This is a genomic window from Curtobacterium sp. MCPF17_050 (genome assembly GCF_003224435.2).
Taxonomy (GTDB): Bacteria; Actinomycetota; Actinomycetes; order Actinomycetales; family Microbacteriaceae; genus Curtobacterium.
Genome location: NZ_CP126250.1, coordinates 1,997,608 through 2,022,263, shown reverse-complemented (window position 1 = coordinate 2,022,263; position 24,656 = coordinate 1,997,608). Strand labels below are relative to the sequence as shown.

The following is a 24,656-nucleotide window of genomic DNA, read 5'->3' as shown; positions in this document are numbered from 1 at the left end:
GAGCACCCGCACGGGTCGCCTAGTCTTCCTTGCGTGACCGCTGTCGTTCCGCCCGCCGCCACCGTGCCCGTCACCACCGTGCCCGCCGCCACCGTGCCCGTCACCACCGTGCCCGCCGCCACCGTGCCCGCCGACCTCCGCACGGTCGGCTCGCCCTGGACACTGGGCCCACTGCACCTGCCGAACCGGGTGGTGATGGGGTCGATGCACACCGGGCTCGAGGTGCTCGACGACGGTGGGGTCGCGATGGCGGCGTTCTACCGGGAACGAGCGGCCGGGGGAGCGGCCTGCATCATCACCGGCGGGATCGCCGTGAGCGACGAGGCTCGGGGCGGTCCGGACTTCGCGGTCTTCGGCGTCGGCGGGGCCGACGAGCGCTTCCGCACGGCGGTCGACGCGGTGCACGACGCGGGCGGGACGGTCCTCGCGCAGCTCTTCCACGCCGGTCGGTACGCCCTGGTCGGCGGGCTGCAGGACCGACACGGCCGACCCCAGCGCGCGGTCGCTCCGTCCGCGCTGCCGTGGGCTGCCGCGCGCGGGGTGGTGCCTGAGGAACTGACCGCGGACGAGGTCCGGCGCACGGTCGAGGACTTCGCCGCCGCGGCGCGGACCGCCGCTGCGATCGGCTTCGACGGCGTCGAGATCATGGCGTCCGAGGGGTACCTGGTCAACCAGTTCCAGTCGCCGCTGACGAACCTGCGCGACGACGAGTGGGGTGGGACCCCCGAGAAGCGCCGTCGGTTCGCGGTGGAGGTCGTGCGTGCGGTCCGCACCGCGGTCCCGGACCTGGCCGTCACGATCCGCCTGTCCGGAGCAGACCTCATGCCCGGCTCGTCGTCCGATGCCGACGTCGACGCGCTCGTGCTCGAACTGCTGCCGCTCGGGCTCGACGCGATCTCGGTCGGCATCGGGTGGCACGAGTCCCGGACGCCGACGATCCAGGCCGCGGTGCCGCACGGCGCGTGGATCGAGCAGGCCGCCCGGATCGCCGACGTCGTCCGCGCCTCCGACCACCCGCACGTCCGGGTCATCGCCTCGAACCGGATGACGGACCTGCGTGACGCCGAGGCCGTGCTGGCCGACCGACGGATCGACGCAGTGGCGCTCGCCCGGCCGTTCCTGGCCGATGCGCAGCTCGTGGAACGGTCCCTGGCCGGCCGCCCCGACCTCGTGAACACCTGCATCGGCTGCAACCAGGCGTGCCTCGACCGGTCCGTGGTCGGCGCACCGGTGTCGTGCCTCGTCAACCCACGCGCAGCCCGGGAGCTGCAGTTCCCCCTCCGACCCAGCTCGGAGCCGAAGCGCGTGGACGTCGTGGGCGGGGGACCGGCGGGACTCGCCGCAGCGGTCGACGCCGCCCGCCGTGGTCACGACGTCCGGCTGTGGGAGGCGTCGGACGTCCTGGGCGGACAGTTCGGACTCGCCGCGGTGATCCCCGGCAAGGAGGACTACGCCGGGCCGGTGCAGGCCGCACGCGCGGAACTCGCGGAGCGCGGCGCCACCGTGCACCTCGGGCGGGCAGCGACCGTCGACGACCTGACGGGCAGCGACGCGGTGGTGCTCGCCTCCGGTGTCGTGCCCCGGGAGGTTGCCCTGCCCGGCGCCGACCTGTCGCACGTGCTCACCTACGAGCAGGCGCTCCGCGAGGGCGTGCCCGAGGGCAGCGTCGCGGTCATCGGCGGCGGCGGGATCGGCGTCGACACCGCCGCCTTCCTCACCGAGTCATCCGACGAGGCGGTCCGCGCCGTCGAGTTCGCCGCCCGCTGGGACGTCCCGGTCTCGACGGAACTGGTCGGTGACCTGCCACAGCGCCAGCCGACCGTGCACCGGACGGTCCGCCCGGGCCACATGGTCACGGTGCTCCGGCGGAACGGGAAGTTCGGCCAGGGCGTGGGGCTCACCTCGCGGTGGGTGGCGCTCGGTCGGCTCCGCGACGCCGGCGTCCGGATGGTCGGTGACGTGCAGGAGTACCTCCGCATCGAACCGGGCGCGCTCTGGATCCGCGACGGGTCCGGCACGGAGGTCGCCGTCCCGGCGGACGTCGTCGTGCTCTGTGCCGGCCAGGAGGCGCGGGACGACCTGGTCGCGGGCCTCCGGTCCGCCGACGTGCCGTTCGCGGTGGTGGGCGGCGCCCGGGACGCCCGCGCGGTCGACGCCGTGCGCGCCACGAGTGAGGCCCTGGAGGCGGTCCGCGCGTTGGCGCCGTGATCGCCCGGATCGGGTGCCCGGGGCGCGCCGCGCGTCGTGGCTCGCTTCCCGCTCGGGAATCTGTAAGAATGAACGGTCGAATCGTGTCCGCTCGACCCTCTATCCAGCGGATCGCGAGTCTCTCAGAGCTTCCACCGTGTGTGCCCCCACGCCCGCGGTTCCGGTTCAACCACAACACGTACGCAACAGGAGTCATTGTGGCTGTCAAGATCCGTCTCAAGCGCCTCGGCAAGATCCGAGCGCCGTACTACCGCATCGTCGTCGCCGACTCGCGCACCAAGCGCGACGGTCGTGTGATCGAGGAGATCGGCAAGTACCACCCCACCGAGGAGCCCTCGTTCATCGAGGTCCAGTCCGAGCGTGCGCAGTACTGGCTCGGCGTCGGCGCGCAGCCGACCGAGCAGGTCGCCGCGCTCCTCAAGCTGACCGGTGACTGGGCCAAGTTCAAGGGCGAGAAGGACACCGAGTCCAAGGTCAAGGTCCGCGAGCCGAAGCCGGCCTTCACGGTCGACAGCTCGAAGAAGGCCGTCCTCAAGCCCAAGTCGGAGAAGACGGCTCCGGCCGCTCCGGCAGCGGACGAGTCCTCCGACGAGACGACCGAGGCGTAGTCCTTGCTCGAATCCGCGCTGACGCACCTCGTCAAGGGGATCGTCGATCACCCTGACGACGTGCGCGTCGCCAGCTCCACCTCCGCGCGGGGCGAGGTCCTCGAGGTGCGTGTGCACCCCGAGGACCTCGGCCGCGTGATCGGTCGCGCCGGACGCACCGCGAAGGCGCTCCGCACGCTCGTCACGGCCCTGGCCGACGGCAAGCGCGTGCGGGTCGACGTGGTGGACAGCGATTCCTAGGGAGACGACCCAGCTCCGGGTGGGTCGCATCACGAAGGCGCACGGGCTCAAGGGCGGCATCAAGCTCGAGCTCTACACCGACGACCCGGATCGTCGGTTCACGCCGGGAGCGGTCTTCACGCTCCAGGTCCCCGACGACTCCCCGTGGTCGGGCAAGACCATCGCGCTCGACGAACTCCGCTGGTACAACGGCCACCCCGTCGCGTTCTTCGCGGGCGTCGCCGACCGGAGCGCCGCCGAGACCCTCGCGCGGGCGATCCTCTGGGTCGAGCAGGACACCGACGAGGACACCGGTGAGGACGACGCCTGGTACGACCACCAGCTGGTCGGCCTGAAGGTCCTCCGCGACGGCGTCGAGGTCGGCACCGTCGCACGGGTCGACCACCTGCCGGCACAGGACCTGCTCGCGGTCGACACGCCCGATCGCGGCGAGGTCCTCGTGCCGTTCGTCGCCGCCATCGTGCCCGCGGTCGACCTCGACGCCGGCACCGTCACGGTCACCCCGCCGACCGGTCTGTTCGAGGACCCGGAGGACACCAGCCGTCCCGAGACGGTGACCCCACCGGCGACCTCCCGGGCCGCCGACACCGAGGACTGACCGTGCGGATCGACATCGTCACGATCTTCCCGGAGTTCTTCGGGGTGCTCGACGTCTCCCTGCTCGGCAAGGCCCGGCAGGGCGGCCTGCTCGACCTGCACGTGCACGACCTCCGCTCGTGGACGACCGACCGGCACCGCACGGTCGACGACACCCCGTACGGCGGCGGCGCCGGCATGGTGATGAAGCCGGAACCGTGGGCCCAGGCCCTCGACGCCCTGCTCCGCCCTGACGGCTCGTCGACGCTCGTCGTGCCGACGCCCGCGGGGACGCCCTTCCGGCAGACCATCGCCCGGTCCCTCGCCGAGCACGAGCACCTCGTGTTCGCCTGCGGTCGGTACGAGGGGATCGACGCCCGCGTGTTCGAGTGGGCCGCGGCGCGCAGCACGGTCGTCGAGCTCTCCCTCGGTGACTACGTGTTGAACGGCGGCGAGGTCGCGGCGATGGCCGTGATCGAGGCCGTCGGACGGCTGGTCCCGGGTGTCGTCGGCAACCCCGAGTCACTCGTCGAGGAGTCCCACGAGGACGGCCTGCTCGAGTACCCCTCCTACACGAAGCCGGCGTCGTGGCGCGGCCTCGACGTGCCGGACGTGCTGCTCAGCGGGCACCACGCGCGCGTCGCCTCCTGGCGCCACGAGCAGCAGGTGGAGCGGACGCGGCGCGTCCGTCCGGACCTGCTGCCGGACTGAGCGGGTCGACGCGACCCCTCGACGGACGGGAGGCCCGACACCAGCTGGTGTCGGGCCTCCCGTCCGCTCGTCTGTGCTGCCGCCTCAGGCGCCGCGCTGCGCGCGCCGGAGGGTGAGGACCTCCGGGCCCTGTTCCGTGACGGCGACCGTGTGCTCGACGTGCGCGGCCCGTGACCCGTCGACACTGCGGAGCGTCCAGCCGTCCTCGTCCTGGACGAGCTCGTCCGTGCCCTGCATGAGCCAGGGCTCGATCGCGACGACGAGGCCCGGTCGCAGCTTCAGTCCGCGTCCCGGGCGGCCGTCGTTCGGGACGTGCGGGTCGCCGTGCATGGTGCGGCCGACGCCGTGCCCGCCGAACTGCAGGTTCACGTCGTACCCGGCGCCCCTGGCGACCGAGCCGATCGCGGCGGAGACGTCGCCGAGCTTGTTGCCCGGGGTCGCCTGCGCGATGCCGGCGGCGAGGCACCGTTCGACCGTGGTGATGAGACGCTGGTCCTCGTCCCGGGGCGTGCCCACCTGCACGGTGACGGCGGAGTCCGCGACCCACCCGCCGACGCTCGCGGCGAAGTCGAGACTGACCAGGTCGCCGTCCTGCAGCACACGGTCGTACGGCAGCCCGTGCAGGGCCGCGTCGTTCACCGACGTGCAGAGGTTCTTGCCGAACGGCGACTTCCCGAAGGACGGGTGGTAGTCCACGTAGCAGCTCTCGGCGCCACGGTCCGCGATCATCCGCGCGGCCACGCGGTCGAGGTCGAGCAGGTTCACCCCGACGTCGACCGTCTCCAGCAGGGTGTCGAGGACGTCGGCGACGAAGCGGCCGGCGACACGCAGTCCGTCGAGTTCGGCGGGGGTGCGGAGTTCGATCATGGGACCATCCTGCCGGTTGGCTGCGGTGGGGTTGTTGTGGCATGATGATCGATCGTGCCCTGGCTGGACTCTGCCACGGGGGAGTCGCCGACACCGGGCACGCATCTCGTACTTTCCGAATTCGATCCGCGGCGACCCGTGTGCGTCCGCAGGAAGTGACACCATCATGCAGCTGCTCGACCACGTGACCGCCGGTGCCCTGCGCACCGACCACCCGGACTTCCGCCCCGGCGACACCGTCAAGGTCCACGTCAACATCGTCGAAGGCACGCGTTCGCGTATCCAGGTCTTCCAGGGCGTCGTCATCGGCCGCCAGGGCCACGGCATCGGCGAGACCTTCACGGTCCGCAAGGTGAGCTTCCAGGTCGGCGTCGAGCGCATGTTCCCGGTGCACTCCCCGATCATCGACCACGTCGAGATCGTCACCCGCGGTGACGTCCGTCGCGCGAAGCTCTACTACCTCCGCGAACTCCGCGGCAAGGCGGCCCGCCGCAAGATCAAGGAGAAGCGCGACAACTGATCGCCTTCACAGCGACGCCCGGAACGCCGGGCCCGCTGCGAGCCCCTCGTCCATGTACGGTTGTGCACCGGCGGGGGGCTCGCCCGTTCCCGGAGCCGCTCGCGCTCCGGGGGCATGCGTCCCGGGCCCCCGGGGAACAGGTCGACGAGAGTGGAAATGACGGACACGACTGAGGGCGAGGCCCGTCGGCCGCGGAACACGAAGAAGCCGCGGAACGGGGTGCTGACCTTCCTGCGGGACCTCGTCATCATCTTCATCGCGGCACTCCTGGTGTCCTTCCTGGTGAAGACCTTCCTGATCCGCTCCTTCTACATCCCCTCGGCCTCGATGCAGAACACCCTGCAGATCAACGACCGCGTGATCGTCAACGAACTCGTGCCGGACACCGTCGCCCTCAAGCGCGGGGACGTCGTCGTCTTCAAGGACCCGGGCGGGTGGCTCGACGGCGAGCAGCTGCCGAACGTGACCCCGACGTCGCCCGTCGGTCAGGCGGCCGACTGGCTGCTCACGCAGGTCGGGCTCGGGACCGGGGACAGCGACGACCACCTCATCAAGCGGGTCATCGGGCTGCCGGGCGACACCGTGGCGTGCTGCAACGACCTCGGTCAGATGACGGTCAACGGCGTCCCGATCACGGAGCCGTACCTCAAGCTCCCGGCCGGCGACACCCGTGCCTCGTCGACCGACTTCTCCGTCACCGTGCCGAAGGGCACCATCTGGGTGATGGGCGACAACCGGAACGACTCGAAGGACTCCCGGTACAACGGGGACACCCCGTCGAAGGGGTTCGTCCCCCTCTCCGACGTCACGGGCCGGGCGTTCGTCATCTCCTGGCCGATGAGCCGGTGGACCTGGCTCGACGACCACCCCGAGGTCTTCGCCGGCGTGGAGGAGCGGGACGAGTGACCCCGGTCCGTCCGTCCCTGCGGCTGGAGAAGTCGCTCTTCGCCGCCGGCCGGGTCACCGTGATCGGTGTCGACGAGGTCGGCCGTGGTGCCATCGCCGGGCCGGTCGGCGTCGGTGTCGCGGCGGTGACGGTCGACGTCCGTCGCGTGCCGCAGGGGCTGGCCGACTCGAAGCTCCTGTCCCAGGCGCGGCGGACCGAGCTCGTGCCGACGGTCACCCGGTGGGCGCGCACCGCCGTCGGGATGGCGTCCGCCGAGATCGTCGACGAGCAGGGCATCGTCGCCGCACTGGGGCTGGCCGGGGCGCGGGCGATCACGACCCTCGTCGACGACGGGGTCTCGCTCGAGGGTGCGGTGGTGGTGCTCGACGGGTCGTTCGACTGGCTCTCGCGGGCCCTGCCTTCCGAGCACCGGCCACTCGACGTCCAGGTGCGGGTGAAGGCGGACCGTGACTGCGCCTCCGTCGCCGCGGCGTCCGTCGTCGCCAAGGTCGCTCGTGACGAGCTGATGATCGCTGCGCACGACGATGCGCCGCACTACGCGTGGGCGTCCAACAAGGGGTACGGCTCGACCGCGCACTACGACGCCATCCGAGCGGTCGGGCCGCATGCGCTGCACCGGAAGACCTGGTTGCACGCCGCCTCCGCGGTCGCGCTCGACGGGTTCGAGGAACTCGACCGCGTCGCCGTAGACTGAGCGCGCGATGGATGACGAAGAATTCGACGACTACGACCGCGAGGTCGAACTTGCCCTGTACCGCGAGTACCGCGACGTCGTCGGGCAGTTCCGGTACGTGGTCGAGACCGAGCGCCGCTTCTACCTGGCGAACGAGGTCGAGCTGGTCCGTCGGGACACCGAGCACGACTTCTACTTCGAATTGACGATGAACGACGTGTGGGTCTGGGACGTCTACCGGTCCGACCGATTCGTGAAGTCCGTTCGTGTTCTCACGTTCAAGGACGTGAACGTCGAAGAACTCACCGCGCGGGAACTCGAACTCCCCAAGGAACTCGCTCTCGACGAGTAGGGGATCGCCGACGCATTCGGTCATTCCGGAAACTCCTGCGATACGCTGGGTCGTATTCACGATCCTGAAGGAGTGAGAAATGGCGCAGAAGGTCACTGTCCAGCTCGTCGACGATCTCGACGATTCGCCGATCGCCGCTGGCGATGGCCGCACGGTCGAGTTCGCGTTCGACGGTTCGTCCTACGAGATCGACCTGTCCAACGACAACGTCGACAAGTTCCGGGATGCGATCTCGGACTACATCGCAGCAGCGCGCAAGACCGCCGGTCGTCGCACCGGGTCGACGGGCAAGCCCTCGTCGGCGCCGAAGCGCGGCAACTCCGAGGAACTCGGCAAGATCCGCGAATGGGCGAAGGAGAACGGCTACGAGGTCTCTTCTCGTGGTCGTATCTCGACGCAGGTGCAGGAAGCGTACGCAGCCGCACACTGATCATCCCGATCGGCGTCCGTCGCCGATCACAGCAAGGGCCGGACATTCCGTGAGGAATAGTCCGGCCTTTGTCGTTGTGCGGGACATCGGGCCAACCGTTCCTTCACAGGACGGTCTTTCCGCGCGTCCATCCACAGGACACCACGAGCCTTCTCCATTCGGTCCCGGCGTTCATCATCCTGACTCCATGACGAATCGAGCAGCGCCACGAGTTCCGACCGACTCGCGGAGAGCAACGGGGATGACCGGAGAACGCCACGCCGTGGAATGGCTCGAGCGGCACGGGTTCCGGATCATCGACCGGAACTGGCGATGCGCACGCGGCGAGATCGACATCGTCGCGCGGACCGGCGAGACCATCGTCTTCGTCGAGGTGAAGACCCGGACCGGCCAGGCCGCCGGTCATCCGCTCGAAGCCGTGACGCCGCAGAAGCTCGCCCGCATGCGTCGACTCGTCCCGGCCTGGTTCCACGCGAACCGCGAGGAGACGGCGCGCGCGATCCGGCTCGACTGCATCGCCGTCACGATCGTGGCGGACCACGTGGCGATCGAGCACGTCGAGGCGATCGGATGAGTGACATCGGACGGACGTCGGCCGTGGCGCTAGTGGGGGTGCGGGGGACCCTCGTCGAGGTCGAAGCGCACCTCACCAGTCAGCTGCCGACCTTCAGCATCATCGGGTTGCCGGACACGTCGCTCGGGGAAGCCCGGGAACGCGTCCGCTCGGCAGCGACCGTCGCCGACTGCCCGCTGCCGTCACGTCGCATCACGGTCAACCTCACACCGGCCAGCGTCCCCAAGCGCGGCTCCGGGTTCGACCTGGCCATCGCGATGGCGGTCCTCGCCGCCGCGGGGACGGCTCCCGGGGCCGACCGACGGATCGTCTACGTCGGAGAGCTCGGTCTCGACGGACGCGTCCGCCCCGTGTTGGGCATCATCCCGGTCGTGCTGGCAGCCCGCGAGGCCGGGATGGACCGCGTCGTCCTGCCGATCGGCAACCTCGCAGAGGCGCAGGCCGTCCCCGGGGTGACGCTCACCGGGGTGGACTCGCTCCGGTCCGCCGCGATCGACGCCGGTGCCGATCTCCCGGCCGGGTTCGTCGACCCGGTGCTCCTCCCGGTGCCGGTCGACGACACACCACCGCCGCTCGAGCTCGCCGACGTGGTCGGCAACGCCATCGGTGTCCGCGCGGTCGTCACCGCCGCCGCGGGCGGCCACCACGTCCTCCTGCTCGGGCCGCCGGGTTCGGGCAAGACCATGCTCGCCGAACGCCTGCCCGCGCTGCTGCCGGACCTCGATGGCGACGCGGCACTCGAGGTCGCCGCGGTCCGGTCGGTCGCAGGGCACGGCGTGCGCTCCTGGACACGGCGACCGCCGTGGGAAGCGCCGCACCACTCGGCGTCGGCGGCCGCCCTGATCGGCGGCGGGACGGGGCAGCTCCGGCCGGGAGCGGTGTCACGGGCGACACGCGGTGTGCTGTTCCTCGACGAAGCCACCGAGTTCCCCCGAGCGGTCCTGGACGCGCTCCGGCAACCCCTCGAAGCAGGGCGCATCACGGTGCACCGCGCCGGGGGATCAGCCGAGTTCCCCGCCCGGTGTCAGCTCGTGCTCGCCGCCAACCCCTGTCCGTGCGGGAACGCCGGGGGTGTCGGTGGCCCGGCCTGCACGTGTCCGCCGAGCGCGGTCCGGCGGTACCTCGGTCGCCTGTCCGGGCCGCTGCTCGACCGCATCGACATCCGGGTCGCGGTCGCCCGGGTGACGACCGGGACGCTCCGCGCGAGTGACGGGACGGCCCCGACCACCGATGCGGCGAGGCGGATGATCGGCCAAGCCCGGGAGCGCATGCGGACTCGGCTCCGGGGGACCGGATGGACCACGAACGCCGACGTCACCGGGACGTGGCTGCGCGGTGACGGCCGCGCCGCACCGGGTGCCTCCGACGTCCTCGACCGAGCACTCGACCTCGGCACCCTGACGATGCGCGGCTGGGACCGGGTGATGCGACTGGCGTGGACGATCGCGGACCTCGACGGCGACGACCGACCCGACCGACGACACGTCGAGCGCGCGCTCGCGCTGCGGACGGCGCTGTGAGCACCGGGGGCAGGACTGCCCGGCGCAGGAGCGTCGACCGTGCCGCCGCGCTGTCACGACTCCGTGCCGCCGTCGTACGACCCGGCGAGCTGGGCACCGACGAACTCCTCGCCCGGGTCGCCTGGTCGACGGTCGTCGAGCCGGGGGACGGCACGGCCGGTGAGCTGGTGGGACGGCTGGGCGCGGGCCGCTCGATCCGTGCCGTCCTGCAGGCGCTCGACGACGGGCCGGTGGCACTCGGGGAGATGCTCGTCGAGGCCGGACGCGACTCGGCGGAGGACGACGTGCGCGACGAGCTCGCCCGGGCGGCCTCGGATGCGCTCGTGCCGGCACTCGAACGGTGGCGCCCACGGCTGCTCCGCCTCGACGTCGACGCCGTCCTGGGGGCAGCCTCCGCCGTGGGGTGCACGCTCCTCGTCCCGGGTGACGAGGACTGGCCGGCCGGGATCGACGACCTCGGTGTCCATGCTCCCCTCGTGCTGTGGCGTCGAGGAACGCGTCCGGTCGGTGGCCTCCCGGGCATCTCGGTCGTGGGGGCCCGGGCGAACACGGTCCTCGGAGCGGAGGCCGCGGCGGAGATCACCTCGGCCGCGGCGGACGCCGGATGCCTCGTCGTCTCCGGGGGCGCGTACGGCATCGACGCGGTCGCGCACCGGGTGGCCCTCGCAGCAGGTACACCCACGGTCGCGGTGCTCGCCGGCGGTGTCGACCAGCTCTACCCGGCGGGGAACAGCACCATGCTCCGGAGCGTCGCCGACCACGGAGCCCTGCTCGCGGAGTGCCCGCCCGGCACCAGACCGTCCCGGTGGCGGTTCCTCGCCCGCAACCGGCTCATCGCTGCCCTGGGGTCGGTGTCGGTCATCGTGGAGGCGGGTGCGCGGTCGGGCGCACTCAACACGGCCCACCATGCCGGGCAGCTCGGGCGACCGGTGTTCGCCGTGCCGGGGCCGTACTCGTCCTCGGCGTCGGCCGGCTGCCACCGGCTGATCGCCGATCGCCGTGCCGAGATCGTCGTGCACCCGGCGGAACCCGTCGACGCGGCCCTCCGCACCCGGTCCGGGGACCCGACGACGGACCCTGCGGTGCCGATCGCCGCCGCACGGGTCGACCCCGAGGTGCTCCGTGCCGTCGATGCCCTGAGCCGCCGGAGAGCGATCTCGCTCGACGAGGTCGCCGTCCGGTCCGGGCTGTCGCCAGCGGACGCGACGGACGCCCTCGCGCTCGCCGAGCTGCAAGGGCTGGTGACGCGGGGACCGGGCGGGTGGACGGCCGCATGACACCAGACGACGGGGGGAGCCGGCGGCGGAGCAGGAGGACGACCAGCGCGACGTCCGGAGCGGGACCGGGACCGCCGTCGTCCTGCGCAGGTCGCGGGTGGGGGACGGGCCGCGCACCCGGCGGGGTGACGGGAGCGTGCTCGATGCCGGCCGTACCCTGACGAGGTGCACGACGACGAGGGACACCACCGCGGGAGTGACCGGCTCGACCGGGCCGTGTCGGCGTTCCTCGAGCACGGCCGACACGGGCGCGGCCTCAGTGAGCAGACCGTGCGGGCGTACCGCGCGGACCTCGACGACCTCACGGCGTTCGCGTCCGGGCGGGGGATCGACCGGACCGACGGCATCACGCTCGAGCTCCTGCGCGACTGGTTGTGGACGGCGAACGAGCGCGGTCTCGCTCGCTCGACGATCGCCCGTCGGAGCGCGTCGGTGCGCGCCTTCACCCGGTGGGCGAGCGAGTCCGGCGTGCTGCCGGTCGACCCCGGCGTGCGGCTGCGCGCGCCGAAGGGTGCCGCGCACCTGCCGCGCGTGGTCGCACAGGACCAGGTGCGGGAGATGCTCGACGGATTGAGCGCCCGCGCGGTCGGTGACGACCCCGCCGCCCTGCGCGACCTCGCCGTGGTCGAGCTGCTCTACGCCGCCGGCATCCGGGTGAGCGAACTCGTCGGACTGGACCTGACGGACCTCGACCGGGAGCGCCTGACGGTCCGGGTGCTCGGCAAGGGCGGGAAGGAACGCGTCGTGCCGTTCGGGGTGCCGGCGCGGGACGCGCTCGAGGACTGGCTGGAGCGCGGCCGACCGGCGCTCGCCGCCGCCGGTGCTCCGTCGACCGGCGCACCGCCCGCTCGGACGTCCGCTGCGGACACCGCCCTGTTCCTCGGCGACCGCGGAGCGCGACTCGGCACCAGGAGCGCCTACCGGATCGTGGCGAGACTGCTCGAAGCGCTGCCGGGGGACGGGCCGAGCGGCCCGCACACCTTCCGGCACACGGCGGCGACGCACCTGTTGGACGGGGGAGCGGACCTCCGTGCCGTGCAGGAGATGCTCGGGCACGCCAGCCTCGGCACGACGCAGATCTACACGCACGTCTCGTCCGCTCGGTTGCGCGAGGTGTACCGGACGGCGCACCCCCGCGCCTGACCCGTGCCCGCTCCGACGCCGGCGGTCAGCGCGTCCTCCGGCAGCAGGACCGGCCAGGCCGGTGCCGGCAGCAACGGGAGCGGATCGACGTAGCTGCCGTCGACCCGAGCGCCGAGGTGCAGGCACGGCGTCACGGCAGGACAGTGCCCCGACGCGACGACCCCGACCGGCGCCCCACGGTCGACACGGTCGCCCGTCCGGACGACCGGTCGCACGGGGTCGAGGGTGCTCACGAGCCCGTCTCCGTGGTCGATGGTCACGACCGGTCGACCTCCGACCGGGCCGGCGAACGTGACGGTCCCCGCGTCGGGGGCCGACACGGTCGTGCCCGGGGCCGCGGCGACGTCCAGACCACGGTGCCCGGGCCCGTACTCGGTCGCCGGGGGTTTCCACGGCCGCTGGACGACGTGACGTGCCGTCGGCCAGGACCACCGGGCTCGTCCTACCGTGGGCCGGTGAGCGCCGGACGGGGCGGGCGCAGGTGCTCGCTCGACGAGACCGGTCTGGCCCATCTGGCCGACCGCGCCACCCGCGCCACCCGCGCCACCCGTGCCGACCGCGCCACCCGCGCCTCCCGCGTCGATCTGGCCGCCCGCGCCGACCGCGCCACCCGCGCCACCCGCGCCACCCGCGCCGATCTGGCCGCCCGCGCCGACGCCGTGGAATGCCGCCGCCCACCCCCGCTCCCCGGGCCCGTCGACCATCCCGGCGGCACGACCCGGGGCGGCGAGGTCGGCCACACCGACCCGACCCACCGGTCCGACCAGGCCGACCACGGCCACGGCCACGGATGCAGCCAGCCCCACCCGCAGGACGCCCGGCAGCGCCCTCCGAGTCCTCATCGCGGTCGCAGTCGCCGCGGACGCCGGGACCCGTGGCCACCCAGCCCGCCACTCAGCCCGCCACGGACACCGCGCACCCCGCCACGGACCCCGCCACCGACCCGGTGCCGGCCCCCGCTCGGCACGCCGCCCCGCCACGCCCGGCACCACGCTTCCCCGTCCGCTCCTCGTCGCGCTCGTCATGCCACCCAGGCTCGCCGTCCCGACCCGGCCCCGAGGCGGACCGGAGCCCTCCTGTGGACGGAGCCCCGGGCCTCCCGGCCGGTGGAGGAGCGGCCGCCGCACGGCGCCCGATGTGCTCAACAACCCGCGAAGGGGTACTGTCGGGGCCGCTCCGGACACCGCAACGCCGCTCGGACGGCGATCCAGCCGACCGCCGGGGCACCGTGCACCACCCGGCACGGCGGCGGGAACCCAGGAGCATCGTGTCGACCAGGACCACCGAGCACGGCGAGGACCGTGCGTTCAAGGGGAAGGTCACGCTGTTCGCCGTCGCGGCGGCGGTCGGTGGCTTCCTCTTCGGCTTCGACTCGTCCGTCATCAACGGGGCGGTCGACGCGATCAAGGGGGAGTTCGACCTCTCCGACGGCGCCAGCGGGTTCGCGGTCGCCTCCGCGCTCATCGGGTGTGCGTTCGGCGCGTACTTCGCGGGACGCCTCGCGGACCGGTTCGGTCGTACCCGGATCATGTTCTGGGCCGCGGTGCTGTTCTTCGTGTCCTCGATCGGGTCGGGGTTCGCCTTCGCCACGTGGGACTTCGTCATCTGGCGCCTCGTCGGCGGACTCGGCATCGGCACCGCATCGGTCATCGCACCTGCGTACATCTCCGAGGTCTCCCCGAAGGCGATCCGTGGGCGCCTCGCGTCCTTCCAGCAGCTCGCGATCACGCTCGGCATCTTCGCCGCCCTGCTCTCCGACCAGTTCTTCGCGGTCACGGCGGGCAGCGCGTCGGCGGACGTCTTCGGCCTGCCGGCTTGGCGCTGGATGTTCCTGGTCGGCGTCGTCCCGTCGATCGTCTACGGCATCCTCGCGATCACGCTGCCGGAGTCGCCCCGGTACCTGCTCACCAAGGGCCGCGAGGACGACGCGCGTGAGGTCATGGGCAAGATCGTGGCCCGTGACACCGTGAACACGAGCCTGGAGGAGATCCAGGACGGCATCCAGAAGGAAGCGAACGAGAAGAAGGGTTCCATCCGCGGCAACCGCTTCGGCCTGCAGCCCATCGTCTGGGTCGGCATCATCCTCGCCGTCCTGCAGCAGTTCGTCGGCATCAACGTGATCTTCTACTACTCGACAACGCTGTGGCAGGCCGTCGGCTTCAAGGAGAGCGACTCGTTCCTCATCTCGACCATCACTTCGGTCGTGAACGTCCTGGTCACGTTCATCGCGATCTTCCTCGTCGACAAGGTCGGCCGGAAGCCGCTGCTCGTCGCCGGTTCCGCGGGCATGTTCGTCTCGCTGACGATGGTCGCCATCGCGTTCTCGCAGGCCCGCATCGTCGACGGTGAGCCCTCGCTGCCCGGCGCCTGGGGCGTCATCGCCCTCGTCTTCGCCAACCTGTTCGTCGTCTCCTTCGGTGCGACCTGGGGCCCGCTCATGTGGGTGCTGCTCGGCGAGATGTTCCCGAACCGCATCCGCGCCACCGCGCTCGGCATCGGCTCGGCGGCGAACTGGATCGCGAACTTCATCGTCACGATCTCGTTCCCGGTGCTGTCCGGCTTCAACCTGACGGTCACCTACGGCATCTACGCGCTCTTCGCGCTGCTGTCGCTGTTCTTCGTCATCGCGAAGATCCCCGAGACCAAGGGCCGCTCCCTCGAGGAGATGGGCATCTCGGCCGAGGGCGACACGGTCAGCGCCAAGGCCTGACGCTGCCGCCCACCCAGCCGGGAGGCCCGGATCGCGTGACCCTGCCGGTCGCGTGATCCGGGCCTCCTTCCTCTGTTAGCATCTATCCAGCAGCGCGCTGGTCGCGCTGACTTCGCGTGTCCACCAGTGCCGGCCTCCGGCACGTCCCGCGGCCATCGGTCCTGCTCTCACGAGCGGGCGGTCACGGGGCTGGGCACCAGGGGCCACGACCACCGGTCGTGACCGACACAACCGCAACCGTGTGCACGGGCTCCGTCCCGTGCGCCGAGAACAAGGAGGGACGGCATGGCCGTCGTCACCATCCGCCAGCTGCTCGACAGCGGCGTCCACTTCGGACACCAGACCCGTCGGTGGAACCCGAAGGTGAAGCGCTTCATCCTCGCCGAGCGCTCGGGCATCCACATCATCGACCTGCAGCAGTCGCTGGCCTTCATCGACCGTGCGTACGACTTCGTCAAGGAGACGGTCGCGCACGGTGGCACGATCCTCTTCGTGGGCACCAAGAAGCAGGCGCAGGGCTCCATCGCCGAGCAGGCGACCCGCGTCGGCCAGCCGTACGTCAACCAGCGTTGGCTCGGCGGTCTGCTCACGAACTTCCAGACGGTCTCCAAGCGCCTCGCGCGCATGAAGGAGCTCGAGGAGATCGACTTCGACGACACGACGAAGGGCTTCACCAAGAAGGAGCTCCTCATCAAGAAGCGCGAGCTGGACAAGCTCCACAAGACCCTCGGTGGTATCCGCAACCTCACGCGGACCCCGAGCGCGCTCTGGATCGTCGACACCAAGAAGGAGCACCTCGCCGTCGACGAGGCGCAGAAGCTCGGGATCCCGATCATCGGCATCCTCGACACCAACTGCGACCCGGACGAGATCACCTACCCGATCCCGGGCAACGACGACGCGATCCGCTCCGTCGGCCTCCTCACCCGCATCGTCGCCGACGCCGCGGCCGAGGGTCTGAAGACCCGCCACAACGGTGGCGACGACGACGCGGCCGCCGAGCCGCTCGCCGAGTGGGAGCAGGAGCTCCTCGGTGGCGACAGCGCGACGCCGGCCGCCGACGCCGCCCCCGAGGGTGCGACCGTCGCCGAGAACGACGCTGACGCTCAGGTCGCCGCGAAGGAGATCGGCGAGCCGATCGCCGACGCCGACAAGAACGCCGAGCCGACGGCCGAGGCCGCCGCCGCTGCGGAGACCACCCCCGCCGAGTGAGCACCCGGGGCGCCGGACCGTCACCGGTCCGGCGCCCCTGCTCCGCTCCCCACTCTCCACACACGCACAGTCCAGAAAGGACTCCAGGCAATGGCAAACTTCACCGCTGCTGACGTGAAGAAGCTCCGCGAGGACCTCGGCGCCGGCATGATGGACGCCAAGAACGCCCTCGTCGAGGCTGACGGCGACTACGACAAGGCCGTCGAACTGCTCCGCATCAAGGGCGCGAAGGCCGTCGCCAAGCGCGACGACCGTGCGACCTCGGAAGGCGTCGTCGTCGCATCGGCCGACAACGGTGCCGCCACCGTCGTCGAGCTCGCCAGCGAGACCGACTTCGTCGCGAAGAACGAGAAGTTCACGACCCTCGCCGACAAGGTGCTCGGTGCGGTCGCCGCTGCCGGTGCCACCGACGTCGCCTCGGCGAACGCGGCCCCGCTCGACGGCAAGACCGTCCTCGAGGTCGTCAACGAGAGCGCAGCGGCGCTCGGCGAGAAGCTCGAGGTCCGCACGGTCCGCCGTGTCGAGGGCTCGGCCTTCGAGATCTACCTGCACAAGACGAGCCAGGACCTGCCGCCGCAGATCGCCGTCGTCGTCGCCTACGAGGGTGACAACGCCGCCGAGGCCCGTTCCATCGCGCAGCACGTCGCGTTCGCGAACCCGTCGTACCTCACGCGCGACGAGGTCCCGGCTGACGCGATCGAGAAGGAGCGCGCCACCGTCGAGGCGATCACGCGCGAGGAGGGCAAGCCCGAGGCCGCCCTCCCGAAGATCGTCGAGGGTCGCGTCAACGCCTTCATCAAGGGCATCTCGCTCCTCGACCAGGACTACGCGAAGGACAACAAGATCTCCGTCGCGAAGGCCGCCGAGAACGCCGGCATCACGATCCAGGGCTTCGCCCGCGTCAAGGTCGGCGCGTAACGAACCCATGACGGGGCCAGGAACCAACCGGTTCCTGGCCCCGTTGTCGTGCGCCCCGGCGCACCGAGTACATTTCCACGAGACCACGACGAAGGGTGCTTGACACATGACCGACGAGAAGACCGGACGCCGACGGGTCCTGCTGAAGCTCTCGGGAGAGGCGTTCGGCGCCGGTTCCCTGGGCGTGAACCCCGACGTCATCAGCTCCATCGCGAAGGAGATCGCGAACGCCGCTCGCGAGGTCGAGGTGGCCGTGGTCGTCGGTGGGGGGAACTTCTTCCGCGGTGCCGAGCTGTCGCAGCGCGGCATGGACCGGGGCCGCGCGGACTACATGGGCATGCTCGGTACCGTCATGAACGCCCTCGCCCTCCAGGACTTCCTCGAGCAGGCCGGCGCCGCCACCCGTGTGCAGTCGGCGATCAGCATGACCCAGGTCGCCGAGCAGTACATCCCGCGTCGCGCCGAGCGGCACCTCGAGAAGGGCCGCGTCGTCATCTTCGGTGCGGGCGCCGGCCTGCCCTACTTCTCGACCGACACCGTCGCCGCGCAGCGTGCGCTCGAGATCGGTGCGGACGAGGTGCTCGTCGCCAAGAACGGCGTCGACGGCGTGTACTCCGCCGACCCGAAGAAGGACCCGACCGCCGAGAAGCTGCACCACGTCACCTACCAGGACGCACTCCTCAAGGGCCTCAAGGTCGTCGACGCCACCGCGTTCTCGCTCTGCATGGACAACGGCATGCCGATGCACGTGTTCGGCATGGAGGGCGAGGGCAACGTCCGCGCCGCGATCCAGGGCGAGCGCATCGGGACCGTCGTCAGCAACTGACCGGGTCCCGACCGCCGACTGACTAGACTCGACCCGTACCGAAGGAGAACCACCGTGATCAGTGACGTCATGACCGAGGCGACCGAGAAGATGGCGAAGGCCGTCGACGTCGCGAGGGACGACTTCGCCACCGTCCGCACCGGCCGCATCAACGCCGCGCTCTTCCAGAAGATCCCGGTCGAGTACTACGGTTCGCCGACCCCGCTCGCGCAGCTCGCGTCCCTCCAGACGCCGGAGGCCCGCACCCTCATCGTGACGCCGTACGACAAGTCGGCGCTCAAGGAGATCGAGCGTGCGATCGCGACCTTCCCGAACCTCGGGGCCAGCCCGACGAACGACGGCGAGATCGTCCGCGTGACGATCCCCGAGCTCTCGGCCGAGCGCCGCAAGGAGTTCGTGAAGATCGTCAAGGGGAAGGGCGAGGACCACAAGGTCGTCCTCCGCAACATCCGCCGCAAGGCCAAGGACGACCTCGACGCGCTGAAGGGCGAGGTGTCCGACGACGACATCGCCCGCAGCGACAAGGAGCTCGACGCGCTGACGAAGAAGCACGTCGACCAGATCGACGAGGCGCTGAAGAAGAAGGAAGCCGAACTCCTCGAGGTCTGATGCGCCGTCCGGACCAGGGCGACGACCGCCCCACATCAGATGACCGCCGCATGACGGGGTTCCGACAGGACTTCGACGCGCGGGCGAGGGCGGCCCGGAGCGACTTCGAGGCGCAGATCCGGCAACGTCGTGCCGAATTCGGTGTGCGCAACGAAGCACTGACCGCCCGCACCGGGCGGAACCTGCCGGCGGCGATCGCGATCGCACTCGCGTTCGCGGTGGTCATGCTCGCGTCGCTCCTGGTCTTCAAACCGGTGTTCATGCTCGTCGCCGCGTTCCTGCTCGGCGTCGGCGTCTACGAGCTCGCGAGCGCGATGCGGTTCGCGGGTCGTGACGTCCCGAGGATCCCGAGCGTCGCGGTCGCGGTCGCGACCGTCCCGGCCGCCTTCCTCGGCGGGCAGGACTGGGCGCTGTCGACGCTGCTCGGCGGCGTCGTCGTCATCTCGGTGTGGCGCCTCGTGGAGGTCGCCTTCGCCCGCACGAAGCCGTCGGCGCAGAACGTCGTCCGCGACCTCACGAACGGGTTGTTCGTCCAGGCGTACGTGACGCTGCTCGGTGCCTGCGTGGTGCTCCTGTCCGCGCAGGACCACGGCGAACGCTGGGTGATCGCGTTCATCCTCGTGGTCGTCGCGGTGGACACCGGGGCGTACGCGACGGGCATCAACCTCGGCAAGCACCCGATGGCGCCGCGCATCAGCCCGAAGAAGACGTGGGAGGGCTTCGGGGGATCGGTCGCGGCGAGCATCCTCGTCGGCATCCTCGTCACGTGGCTGATGCTCGGACTGCCCTGGTGGACCGGGATCATCCTCGGGGTGCTCATCTCCGGATCGGCCACGCTCGGGGACCTCACCGAGTCGATGATCAAGCGCGACCTCGGGATCAAGGACATCTCTTCGTTCCTGCCGGGCCACGGCGGGCTGCTCGACCGGATCGACAGCATCCTGCCGTCGGCGGCCATCGCGTACCTGATGTACCTCGTCATCGTGCGCTGACCACACCCCGGACGGGGCTCCGCGCACGCTGTCCCCGCGCGTCCAGGAAGTGCTCCGACACAGGCCTGGCACAATGGCGCCGTGCCTTCGACGTTCCCGACTGCCCCCCGCTCGGTCCTCGGCTACGACGCCGACGAGGTCGAGCGTTTCCTCGAGGACGCTCGGCGTGCCTACACCGCGAACGACAGCGCCCCCGGGATCGAGGCGGCGAAGATCCGCGCGACCGCCTTCTCGATGAAGAAGGGCGGCTACTCGACGCAACACGTCGACGCCGCGCTGGAACGACTCGAGGACGCGTTCGCCGCACGTGAGCGTGAGCGGGAGATCGCCGACGTGGGCCAGAAGGCCTGGTACGCGGAGGCTCGGAGCAAGGCGTCCGACGTGGTCGCACGACTCGGCCGACCCGACGGGCAGCGGTTCCAGCGCGTGAGCGTCCTGACGACCGGCTACCACCCGAAGGACGTCGACGCGTTCTCGCGCCGGCTGCACGGCTACTTCAAGGACGGCAAGCCGCTGAGCCTGACCGAGGTCCGGTCGATCGTGTTCCGTCCGAAGCACGGCGGGTACCGCGAAGCCCAGGTCGACGCCCTCCTCGACGCCGTCGTCGAGGTCATGCTCGCCGTGCGCTGAGGGGACCGGCGCAGCGGGCCGCATCGGCGCCTGCCGAATCGCCGTCCCCAGGTGCTTCGCTTTCCGTGATCGTTCCGTTATCCTGGTCGGACTCATGGGCAGGCACACGGCAGACACTCGATCCGACCGCGCGAACCGCGAGCTGCACGATCACGCGATCGTCAGCGAGCGACGAGCGGCGAAGAACCGAACGCGCACGGCGGAGACCTCGGTCGTCCGTCCCACCCCGGCCCAGCAGGAGCAGCCCGTCGCTCCCGTCATCGCGCCGGTGTCCGTCGCAGCGAACCGCGTCTCCGACGCCGAGGCCACGCGGGCCGCAGCTGTCGTGACCGCTCCCGCCGCCCGGATCGTCCGCCGGTCCCGCGCGCGGTCCGTCGCGCCGTCGAAGCCGTCGACCCCGCGGTCCTTCAACGGGTTCGTGCGGCAGCGTTCGACGATCCCGGCGATGTCGTTCCTCGCCGTGTCGGCCTTCGTCGGCGGATCGCTGTTCAACCCGATGCAGACCGACGCCGCCACGGCCGCGCCCGTGCTCGCCCCGGCTCCGATCTCGACGCCCCAGCAGTTCTCGGCGCACGGCACGTACGGGGACTTCGACGCGGCCCGCGACGGGTTCGACGTCGTCAAGCCCGCGCCGAAGCCGACTCCCACGCCGACTCCGACCGCCACGCCCGCGGGGACCGACAGTGCGTCGAGCGACACCGCGTCGACCGAGGACGACGCCACCGCAGCGCAGCCCGCCGCGAGCACGCCCCTGGCCGCCACCGCAGCGACGCCGGACCCTGGTAGCGCCCAGGCCATCGCGCAGCAGATGGTCGCCGCCCGCGGGTGGGGCAACGACCAGTACAGCTGCCTGGTCTCGCTCTGGAACAAGGAGTCCGGCTGGCGGGTGAACGCCTACAACCCGAGCGGTGCGTACGGCATCCCGCAGTCCCTCCCGGGCAGCAAGATGGCCTCCGCCGGTGCCGACTGGCAGACGAACCCCGCCACGCAGATCACCTGGGGACTCAACTACATCACCGGTGTCTACGGCACGCCCTGCGGCGCCTGGGCGCACAGCGTCTCGTACAACTGGTACTGATCGGCGATCGCGGTGCCGCGGAGCAACCGGCCGCGTCGCCCGCGTGGTCGTGGCCACGATGACGTCCCTGTGGGCGCCGGACTCGAGCGACTGACGGGCGGCTGGCGCCGGACCGAAGTCCGTCGTGGCCGCGAGTGGTCGGTGCAACCGATCTCGGCAGCATCGGCGCAGAAGGAGTACCTCTGTCCGGGCTGCGGCCTGACGATCGAACCCGGAATCGCGCACGTCGTCGTGTGGCGTGCGGACGGGGTGCTCGGCGACGCCGCCGACCTCGCTGCGCGCCGTCACTGGCACCACCACTGCTGGAGCATCGCATGACGACCGGACACCCCGAGGGACACACCCGCGAGCCGGTCGCGCCCGGCGAGGAGATCCGTTCCGGCACCGTGCTGCCCGCTCGGCGGACGGACGTGGAGCTCGTCACCGACGACCACCTGACGCTGGTGGGGGAGTTGGCCGAGCCGCTCGACCGACCGGCACGGGGGACACTCGTCACGTTGCACCCGCTGCCCACCGCGCAGGGCTTCATGGACTCGCACGTGCTGAAGAAGGCCGCGGCCCGGCTTCCGGCGCTGGCCGACCTGGCCGTCCTGCGGTTCAACTTCCGCTCCGTCACCTCACCGCGCGGGACGTCCGAGGGTGTCTTCGGCGACGGGGTGTCCGAGGGCTTCGACCTCCGGGCCGCCGTCGACGAGGTCGTCGCGCGGGGCCTGCCGACGCCGTGGCTCGTCGGGTGGTCCTTCGGGACGGAGGTCATCCTGAAGCACGCCCTCGAGCACGTCGAGGCCGGGAACGTCGCCGGGGTCGTCCTGCTGTCGCCACCGCTGCACCGGACCACCGACGAGGAGCTCGCCCTGTGGTCGGGCGTGGGCGTGCCGGTGGTCGCCCTCGTCCCCGAGCACGACGACTTCCTCGTGCCGGACGATGCGGTCCGCCGGTTCGCCGTCGCACCGGACGTCCGGGTCGTGCCCGTCGCCGGCGCGAAGCACCTGTGGGTGGGGGAGAAGTACGTGCGGGTCGTCCTCGACGCCGTCGCGGACCTCGTCGTGCCGGGTAGCGCTCCGCTGCCCACGCACTGGCCGACGCAGGCCTAGCCCGACCAGCGCCGGCCCCGGGCGACCGGTCAGCGAGCCGCGTCGCCGTCCGTCTCGAGCCGGGACTGGTCCGCGTCGTCCGCGCCGACCGTGGCGGGACGAGCGGCGCCCTGCTCCTCGATGACGCCTGCCGCGTGCGTGAGCACGCCCCGCAGGTTCTCCAGGTAGCCGGCCACGGCCTCCCGCTCGGTGCGGATGGCGCCGAGACGGTCCTCGGCCTCGGCCAGCAGGAGCGCCGTCCGCTCCTCGGCGTCGGCCACGAGTCGGTGCGCACGTTCCTGGGCGTCGCGGACGAGGTCCGCGGCTCGTTCCCGGGCGTCGGACTCCTGCTGTCGTGCGACGTCGGCGGCCTCCCGCTCGAGGCGGTCGGCGATCTCCCGGGCGGCGGCGGCGCGACGCATCGCCTCGGCGAGCTGCAGGTTCGCCTCGTCGAGGTACTTCTGCGTCTCGGTCACGGTGGCGCGGTGGCGTTCCAGGTACTCCTGCTCGGCGTCGTCCCGTCGAGCGGCCAACTCCGTCTCGAGGGCGGCCCGAGCGTCCTCCCGTTCGCGTTCGACGGTCGCCCGGGCTTCGTCGCGCTCCTGCGCGAGGGCGGCGCGTGCCGTGTCGATCTCCTGTCGCAGGGCGGTCCGCTCGGCGAACAGGGCGTCGAGCTCGGCGCTCCGTCGATCGGCGATCTCGGTGTCGACCTCGGCGTGCTCGCGCTCCCGCCGTGCGGCGAGTTCGTTCTCGTGCTCCCGTGCAGCCCGCTCCGCTGCGGCTTCGGCGGCCTCGCGCTCCCGCTGGATGCGGTCGAGGTGGTCGGCCGTCTCGCGCTCGATCCGTTCCGTGGTCTCCTGGACGCGGCGGGCGTTCTCGGCGGCGGTCTGCTCGGTGTCGACACGGAGCTGCGCGTGCGCGGCCTCGATCTCCTGCTCGAGCGCGGTCCGCGCCCCGGCGAGTTCGCGTTCCCACGTGGCCCGGGCGGCGGCGAGGTCCTCGTCGAGCTGTCGGCGGCGGTCGTCGACCTCGGCTGCGAGTTCAGCGCGGCGGCGGTCGACCTCGGCGGCGAGCTCCGCGCGCGCGCTCTCGACCTCGAGGTCCAGGGCCTGTCGGGCTGCGCCGTGTTCGCGCTCCCAGGCCGTGCGCGCCTCGGTGAGGGTGCGGTCGAGGGCTTCGCGGCGGGTGCTCTCCTCGCGGTCGAGGTCCTCGAGTCGGCGGGTCTGGTCGGCTTCGAAGACGCTGCGACGGTGCTCCGTCTCGCGCTCGAGGTCGGCGGCGGCACGGCGGGCGGCTGCCGACTCCCGCTGCGCGACCTCACGGAGTTCGGCGACCTCGTGCTCGACCTGGGCGCGGAGCGCGTTCGTCTCGCGGATCGCGACCGACCGCACCTCGGCTGCTTCGGTCACGGCGGCCCCGCGGACGGCGGCGGCCTCGTTCCGGGCGTCCTGCACGAGGATCCCGGCTTCGGCACGCGCCCGCTCCACCGTGTCGGCCGACTCGGCCCGGGCGCGGGAGAGCTCGTTCGTCGCCCGGGTCCGCGCGTCCTCGAGCGTGTCGTGCGCCTCGTCGCGTGCTTCGCGCAGGACGCGCTCCGCTTCGGTCCGGCTGGTGGCACGGAGCCGCTGGGCGTCGATGTCGGCCTGGCTGATGAGCCGCGTCGACTGTTCCTCGGCCACGCGGAGCGTCGACTCCAGGCGGGTACCGAGGCCGCTGTACGTCGGCGTGCCGGCCTCGTCCAGTTCGCCCTGCAGGTCGGAGACGCGGGACTGCAGCAGGCGGATCTCCTTCGCCGCCTCGGCCCGGTCCGTGTTCGACTTGATGAGCTCGCGGCGGAGGTCGTTCAGAGCACGGTCGACCTCGTCCTTGCGGTACCCCCGCAGTTCGGTCCCGAACTCTGCCTCGTCGTTCGCCACGCGTCGCTCCCTGCGGTCGTCCCGGACCACCCCGTGCGGTCCGGACCCCGAGTGTAGTGGTGCGTCCAGGTCGGCCCCTGGAGGCG

Annotated in this window: 27 protein-coding genes; 24 read left to right on the top strand and 3 right to left on the bottom strand. The window is 71.6% G+C overall.

Features of this window, described 5'->3' with window-relative positions:
- Nucleotides 1–33 precede the first annotated feature (33 nt).
- The 5 genes from DEJ34_RS09560 (at nucleotide 34) to trmD (ending at nucleotide 4,343) form a co-directional block, all read left to right on the top strand.
- Nucleotides 34–2,208 carry an oxidoreductase gene (locus DEJ34_RS09560; protein ID WP_258368391.1) on the top strand — a complete coding sequence of 725 codons (2,175 nt, stop codon included), beginning with the start codon at nucleotides 34–36 and terminating at the stop codon, nucleotides 2,206–2,208.
- 197 nt (nucleotides 2,209–2,405) lie between these two features.
- On the top strand, nucleotides 2,406–2,816 hold the full coding sequence (gene rpsP / locus DEJ34_RS09555; RefSeq protein ID WP_110826142.1) for a 30S ribosomal protein S16: 411 nt from the start codon (nucleotides 2,406–2,408) through the stop codon (nucleotides 2,814–2,816).
- A 3-nt stretch (nucleotides 2,817–2,819) separates the two neighbouring features.
- Nucleotides 2,820–3,056 (top strand): RNA-binding protein, encoded by a 237-nt coding sequence (locus DEJ34_RS09550; protein WP_110826143.1) that lies wholly within the window; start codon nucleotides 2,820–2,822, stop codon nucleotides 3,054–3,056.
- Between the two features lie 19 nt (nucleotides 3,057–3,075).
- Nucleotides 3,076–3,654 (top strand): ribosome maturation factor RimM, encoded by a 579-nt coding sequence (gene rimM / locus DEJ34_RS09545; RefSeq protein ID WP_181420434.1) that lies wholly within the window; start codon nucleotides 3,076–3,078, stop codon nucleotides 3,652–3,654.
- Nucleotides 3,655–3,656: 2 nt separating this feature from the next.
- Nucleotides 3,657–4,343 (top strand): tRNA (guanosine(37)-N1)-methyltransferase TrmD, encoded by a 687-nt coding sequence (gene trmD, locus DEJ34_RS09540; protein ID WP_110826145.1) that lies wholly within the window; start codon nucleotides 3,657–3,659, stop codon nucleotides 4,341–4,343.
- Between the two features lie 84 nt (nucleotides 4,344–4,427).
- Here trmD and map read toward each other — a convergent pair whose 3' ends face one another.
- Nucleotides 4,428–5,210, bottom strand: a complete 783-nt coding sequence (gene map, locus DEJ34_RS09535) for a type I methionyl aminopeptidase (protein WP_110826146.1) — start codon at nucleotides 5,208–5,210, stop codon at nucleotides 4,428–4,430.
- A gap of 166 nt (nucleotides 5,211–5,376) precedes the next feature.
- On the opposite strand from map, the gene rplS reads away from it, so the two are divergent.
- The 9 genes from rplS (at nucleotide 5,377) to DEJ34_RS09490 (ending at nucleotide 12,606) form a co-directional block, all read left to right on the top strand.
- The gene (gene rplS, locus DEJ34_RS09530; protein WP_110826147.1) at nucleotides 5,377–5,730 is read left to right on the top strand and encodes a 50S ribosomal protein L19; all 354 of its coding nucleotides are present in this window, start codon (nucleotides 5,377–5,379) and stop codon (nucleotides 5,728–5,730) included.
- 156 nt (nucleotides 5,731–5,886) lie between these two features.
- Complete coding sequence (gene lepB / locus DEJ34_RS09525; RefSeq protein WP_110890930.1) at nucleotides 5,887–6,636, top strand: signal peptidase I; 750 nt, start codon at nucleotides 5,887–5,889, stop codon at nucleotides 6,634–6,636.
- On the top strand, nucleotides 6,633–7,331 hold the full coding sequence (rnhB, locus tag DEJ34_RS09520; protein WP_110901489.1) for a ribonuclease HII: 699 nt from the start codon (nucleotides 6,633–6,635) through the stop codon (nucleotides 7,329–7,331). Before lepB ends, rnhB begins: the two co-directional genes overlap by 4 nt.
- A 7-nt stretch (nucleotides 7,332–7,338) precedes the next feature.
- Nucleotides 7,339–7,662, top strand: a complete 324-nt coding sequence (locus tag DEJ34_RS09515) for a DUF2469 family protein (protein ID WP_110826150.1) — start codon at nucleotides 7,339–7,341, stop codon at nucleotides 7,660–7,662.
- Nucleotides 7,663–7,741: 79 nt separating this feature from the next.
- Nucleotides 7,742–8,092 (top strand): histone-like nucleoid-structuring protein Lsr2, encoded by a 351-nt coding sequence (locus tag DEJ34_RS09510; protein ID WP_110826151.1) that lies wholly within the window; start codon nucleotides 7,742–7,744, stop codon nucleotides 8,090–8,092.
- Between the two features lie 241 nt (nucleotides 8,093–8,333).
- The gene (locus DEJ34_RS09505; RefSeq protein ID WP_284180680.1) at nucleotides 8,334–8,666 is read left to right on the top strand and encodes a YraN family protein; all 333 of its coding nucleotides are present in this window, start codon (nucleotides 8,334–8,336) and stop codon (nucleotides 8,664–8,666) included.
- A complete protein-coding gene (locus tag DEJ34_RS09500; RefSeq protein WP_110901488.1) occupies nucleotides 8,663–10,186 on the top strand; it encodes a YifB family Mg chelatase-like AAA ATPase in 1,524 nt (507 codons plus the stop codon). Before DEJ34_RS09505 ends, DEJ34_RS09500 begins: the two co-directional genes overlap by 4 nt.
- The gene (dprA, locus tag DEJ34_RS09495) at nucleotides 10,183–11,463 is read left to right on the top strand and encodes a DNA-processing protein DprA (RefSeq protein WP_110901487.1); all 1,281 of its coding nucleotides are present in this window, start codon (nucleotides 10,183–10,185) and stop codon (nucleotides 11,461–11,463) included. Before DEJ34_RS09500 ends, dprA begins: the two co-directional genes overlap by 4 nt.
- 165 nt (nucleotides 11,464–11,628) lie before the next feature.
- The gene (locus DEJ34_RS09490; RefSeq protein ID WP_110901486.1) at nucleotides 11,629–12,606 is read left to right on the top strand and encodes a tyrosine recombinase XerC; all 978 of its coding nucleotides are present in this window, start codon (nucleotides 11,629–11,631) and stop codon (nucleotides 12,604–12,606) included.
- On the opposite strand, the gene DEJ34_RS09485 is transcribed toward DEJ34_RS09490, so the two are convergent.
- Complete coding sequence (locus tag DEJ34_RS09485; RefSeq protein ID WP_258369047.1) at nucleotides 12,543–13,394, bottom strand: murein hydrolase activator EnvC family protein; 852 nt, start codon at nucleotides 13,392–13,394, stop codon at nucleotides 12,543–12,545. The two genes, DEJ34_RS09490 and DEJ34_RS09485, sit on opposite strands and share 64 nt — an antisense overlap.
- Nucleotides 13,395–13,873: 479 nt before the next feature.
- On the opposite strand from DEJ34_RS09485, the gene DEJ34_RS09480 reads away from it, so the two are divergent.
- From DEJ34_RS09480 to DEJ34_RS09435, 10 genes are all read left to right on the top strand, one after another.
- Nucleotides 13,874–15,316 (top strand): sugar porter family MFS transporter, encoded by a 1,443-nt coding sequence (locus DEJ34_RS09480; RefSeq protein WP_258368400.1) that lies wholly within the window; start codon nucleotides 13,874–13,876, stop codon nucleotides 15,314–15,316.
- Between the two features lie 285 nt (nucleotides 15,317–15,601).
- Nucleotides 15,602–16,528, top strand: coding sequence for a 30S ribosomal protein S2 (gene rpsB, locus DEJ34_RS09475; protein ID WP_110825190.1), 927 nt, complete (start codon nucleotides 15,602–15,604; stop codon nucleotides 16,526–16,528).
- Between the two features lie 90 nt (nucleotides 16,529–16,618).
- Nucleotides 16,619–17,446, top strand: a complete 828-nt coding sequence (tsf, locus tag DEJ34_RS09470; protein WP_110825189.1) for a translation elongation factor Ts — start codon at nucleotides 16,619–16,621, stop codon at nucleotides 17,444–17,446.
- A 106-nt stretch (nucleotides 17,447–17,552) separates the two neighbouring features.
- Nucleotides 17,553–18,272 (top strand): UMP kinase, encoded by a 720-nt coding sequence (gene pyrH, locus DEJ34_RS09465; RefSeq protein ID WP_110825188.1) that lies wholly within the window; start codon nucleotides 17,553–17,555, stop codon nucleotides 18,270–18,272.
- A 54-nt stretch (nucleotides 18,273–18,326) separates the two neighbouring features.
- Entirely contained in the window at nucleotides 18,327–18,881 is a 555-nt protein-coding gene (gene frr, locus DEJ34_RS09460) for a ribosome recycling factor (RefSeq protein WP_110825187.1), read from the top strand.
- A gap of 50 nt (nucleotides 18,882–18,931) precedes the next feature.
- The gene (locus DEJ34_RS09455; protein WP_110825186.1) at nucleotides 18,932–19,873 is read left to right on the top strand and encodes a phosphatidate cytidylyltransferase; all 942 of its coding nucleotides are present in this window, start codon (nucleotides 18,932–18,934) and stop codon (nucleotides 19,871–19,873) included.
- An 81-nt stretch (nucleotides 19,874–19,954) separates the two neighbouring features.
- Entirely contained in the window at nucleotides 19,955–20,503 is a 549-nt protein-coding gene (locus tag DEJ34_RS09450; protein WP_110825185.1) for a DivIVA domain-containing protein, read from the top strand.
- A gap of 445 nt (nucleotides 20,504–20,948) precedes the next feature.
- On the top strand, nucleotides 20,949–21,581 hold the full coding sequence (locus DEJ34_RS09445; RefSeq protein WP_502864379.1) for an aggregation-promoting factor C-terminal-like domain-containing protein: 633 nt from the start codon (nucleotides 20,949–20,951) through the stop codon (nucleotides 21,579–21,581).
- Nucleotides 21,582–21,593: 12 nt separating this feature from the next.
- Entirely contained in the window at nucleotides 21,594–21,899 is a 306-nt protein-coding gene (locus DEJ34_RS09440) for an Rv1322 family protein (RefSeq protein ID WP_502864063.1), read from the top strand.
- Nucleotides 21,896–22,675 (top strand): alpha/beta hydrolase, encoded by a 780-nt coding sequence (locus DEJ34_RS09435; protein ID WP_110911910.1) that lies wholly within the window; start codon nucleotides 21,896–21,898, stop codon nucleotides 22,673–22,675. The genes DEJ34_RS09440 and DEJ34_RS09435 overlap by 4 nt, the downstream gene beginning before the upstream one ends.
- Before the next feature lie 29 nt (nucleotides 22,676–22,704).
- Here DEJ34_RS09435 and DEJ34_RS09430 read toward each other — a convergent pair whose 3' ends face one another.
- A complete protein-coding gene (locus tag DEJ34_RS09430; RefSeq protein WP_181422289.1) occupies nucleotides 22,705–24,570 on the bottom strand; it encodes a coiled-coil domain-containing protein in 1,866 nt (621 codons plus the stop codon).
- Nucleotides 24,571–24,656: the final 86 nt, after the last annotated feature.

Bases quoted from the DNA above. Each gene is read 5' to 3' on its own strand.
- DEJ34_RS09505 (WP_284180680.1), top strand. From the start codon at position 8,334: ATGACCGGAGAACGCCACGCCGTGGAATGGCTCGAGCGGCACGGGTTC.
- rpsB (WP_110825190.1), top strand. From the start codon at position 15,602: ATGGCCGTCGTCACCATCCGCCAGCTGCTCGACAGCGGCGTCCACTTC.
- rplS (WP_110826147.1), top strand. From the start codon at position 5,377: ATGCAGCTGCTCGACCACGTGACCGCCGGTGCCCTGCGCACCGACCAC.
- map (WP_110826146.1), bottom strand. From the start codon at position 5,210: ATGATCGAACTCCGCACCCCCGCCGAACTCGACGGACTGCGTGTCGCC.
- pyrH (WP_110825188.1), top strand. From the start codon at position 17,553: ATGACCGACGAGAAGACCGGACGCCGACGGGTCCTGCTGAAGCTCTCG.
- DEJ34_RS09435 (WP_110911910.1), top strand. From the start codon at position 21,896: ATGACGACCGGACACCCCGAGGGACACACCCGCGAGCCGGTCGCGCCC.
- DEJ34_RS09445 (WP_502864379.1), top strand. From the start codon at position 20,949: ATGTCGTTCCTCGCCGTGTCGGCCTTCGTCGGCGGATCGCTGTTCAAC.
- tsf (WP_110825189.1), top strand. From the start codon at position 16,619: ATGGCAAACTTCACCGCTGCTGACGTGAAGAAGCTCCGCGAGGACCTC.
- DEJ34_RS09515 (WP_110826150.1), top strand. From the start codon at position 7,339: ATGGATGACGAAGAATTCGACGACTACGACCGCGAGGTCGAACTTGCC.
- DEJ34_RS09455 (WP_110825186.1), top strand. From the start codon at position 18,932: ATGACGGGGTTCCGACAGGACTTCGACGCGCGGGCGAGGGCGGCCCGG.
- lepB (WP_110890930.1), top strand. From the start codon at position 5,887: ATGACGGACACGACTGAGGGCGAGGCCCGTCGGCCGCGGAACACGAAG.
- DEJ34_RS09510 (WP_110826151.1), top strand. From the start codon at position 7,742: ATGGCGCAGAAGGTCACTGTCCAGCTCGTCGACGATCTCGACGATTCG.
- DEJ34_RS09500 (WP_110901488.1), top strand. From the start codon at position 8,663: ATGAGTGACATCGGACGGACGTCGGCCGTGGCGCTAGTGGGGGTGCGG.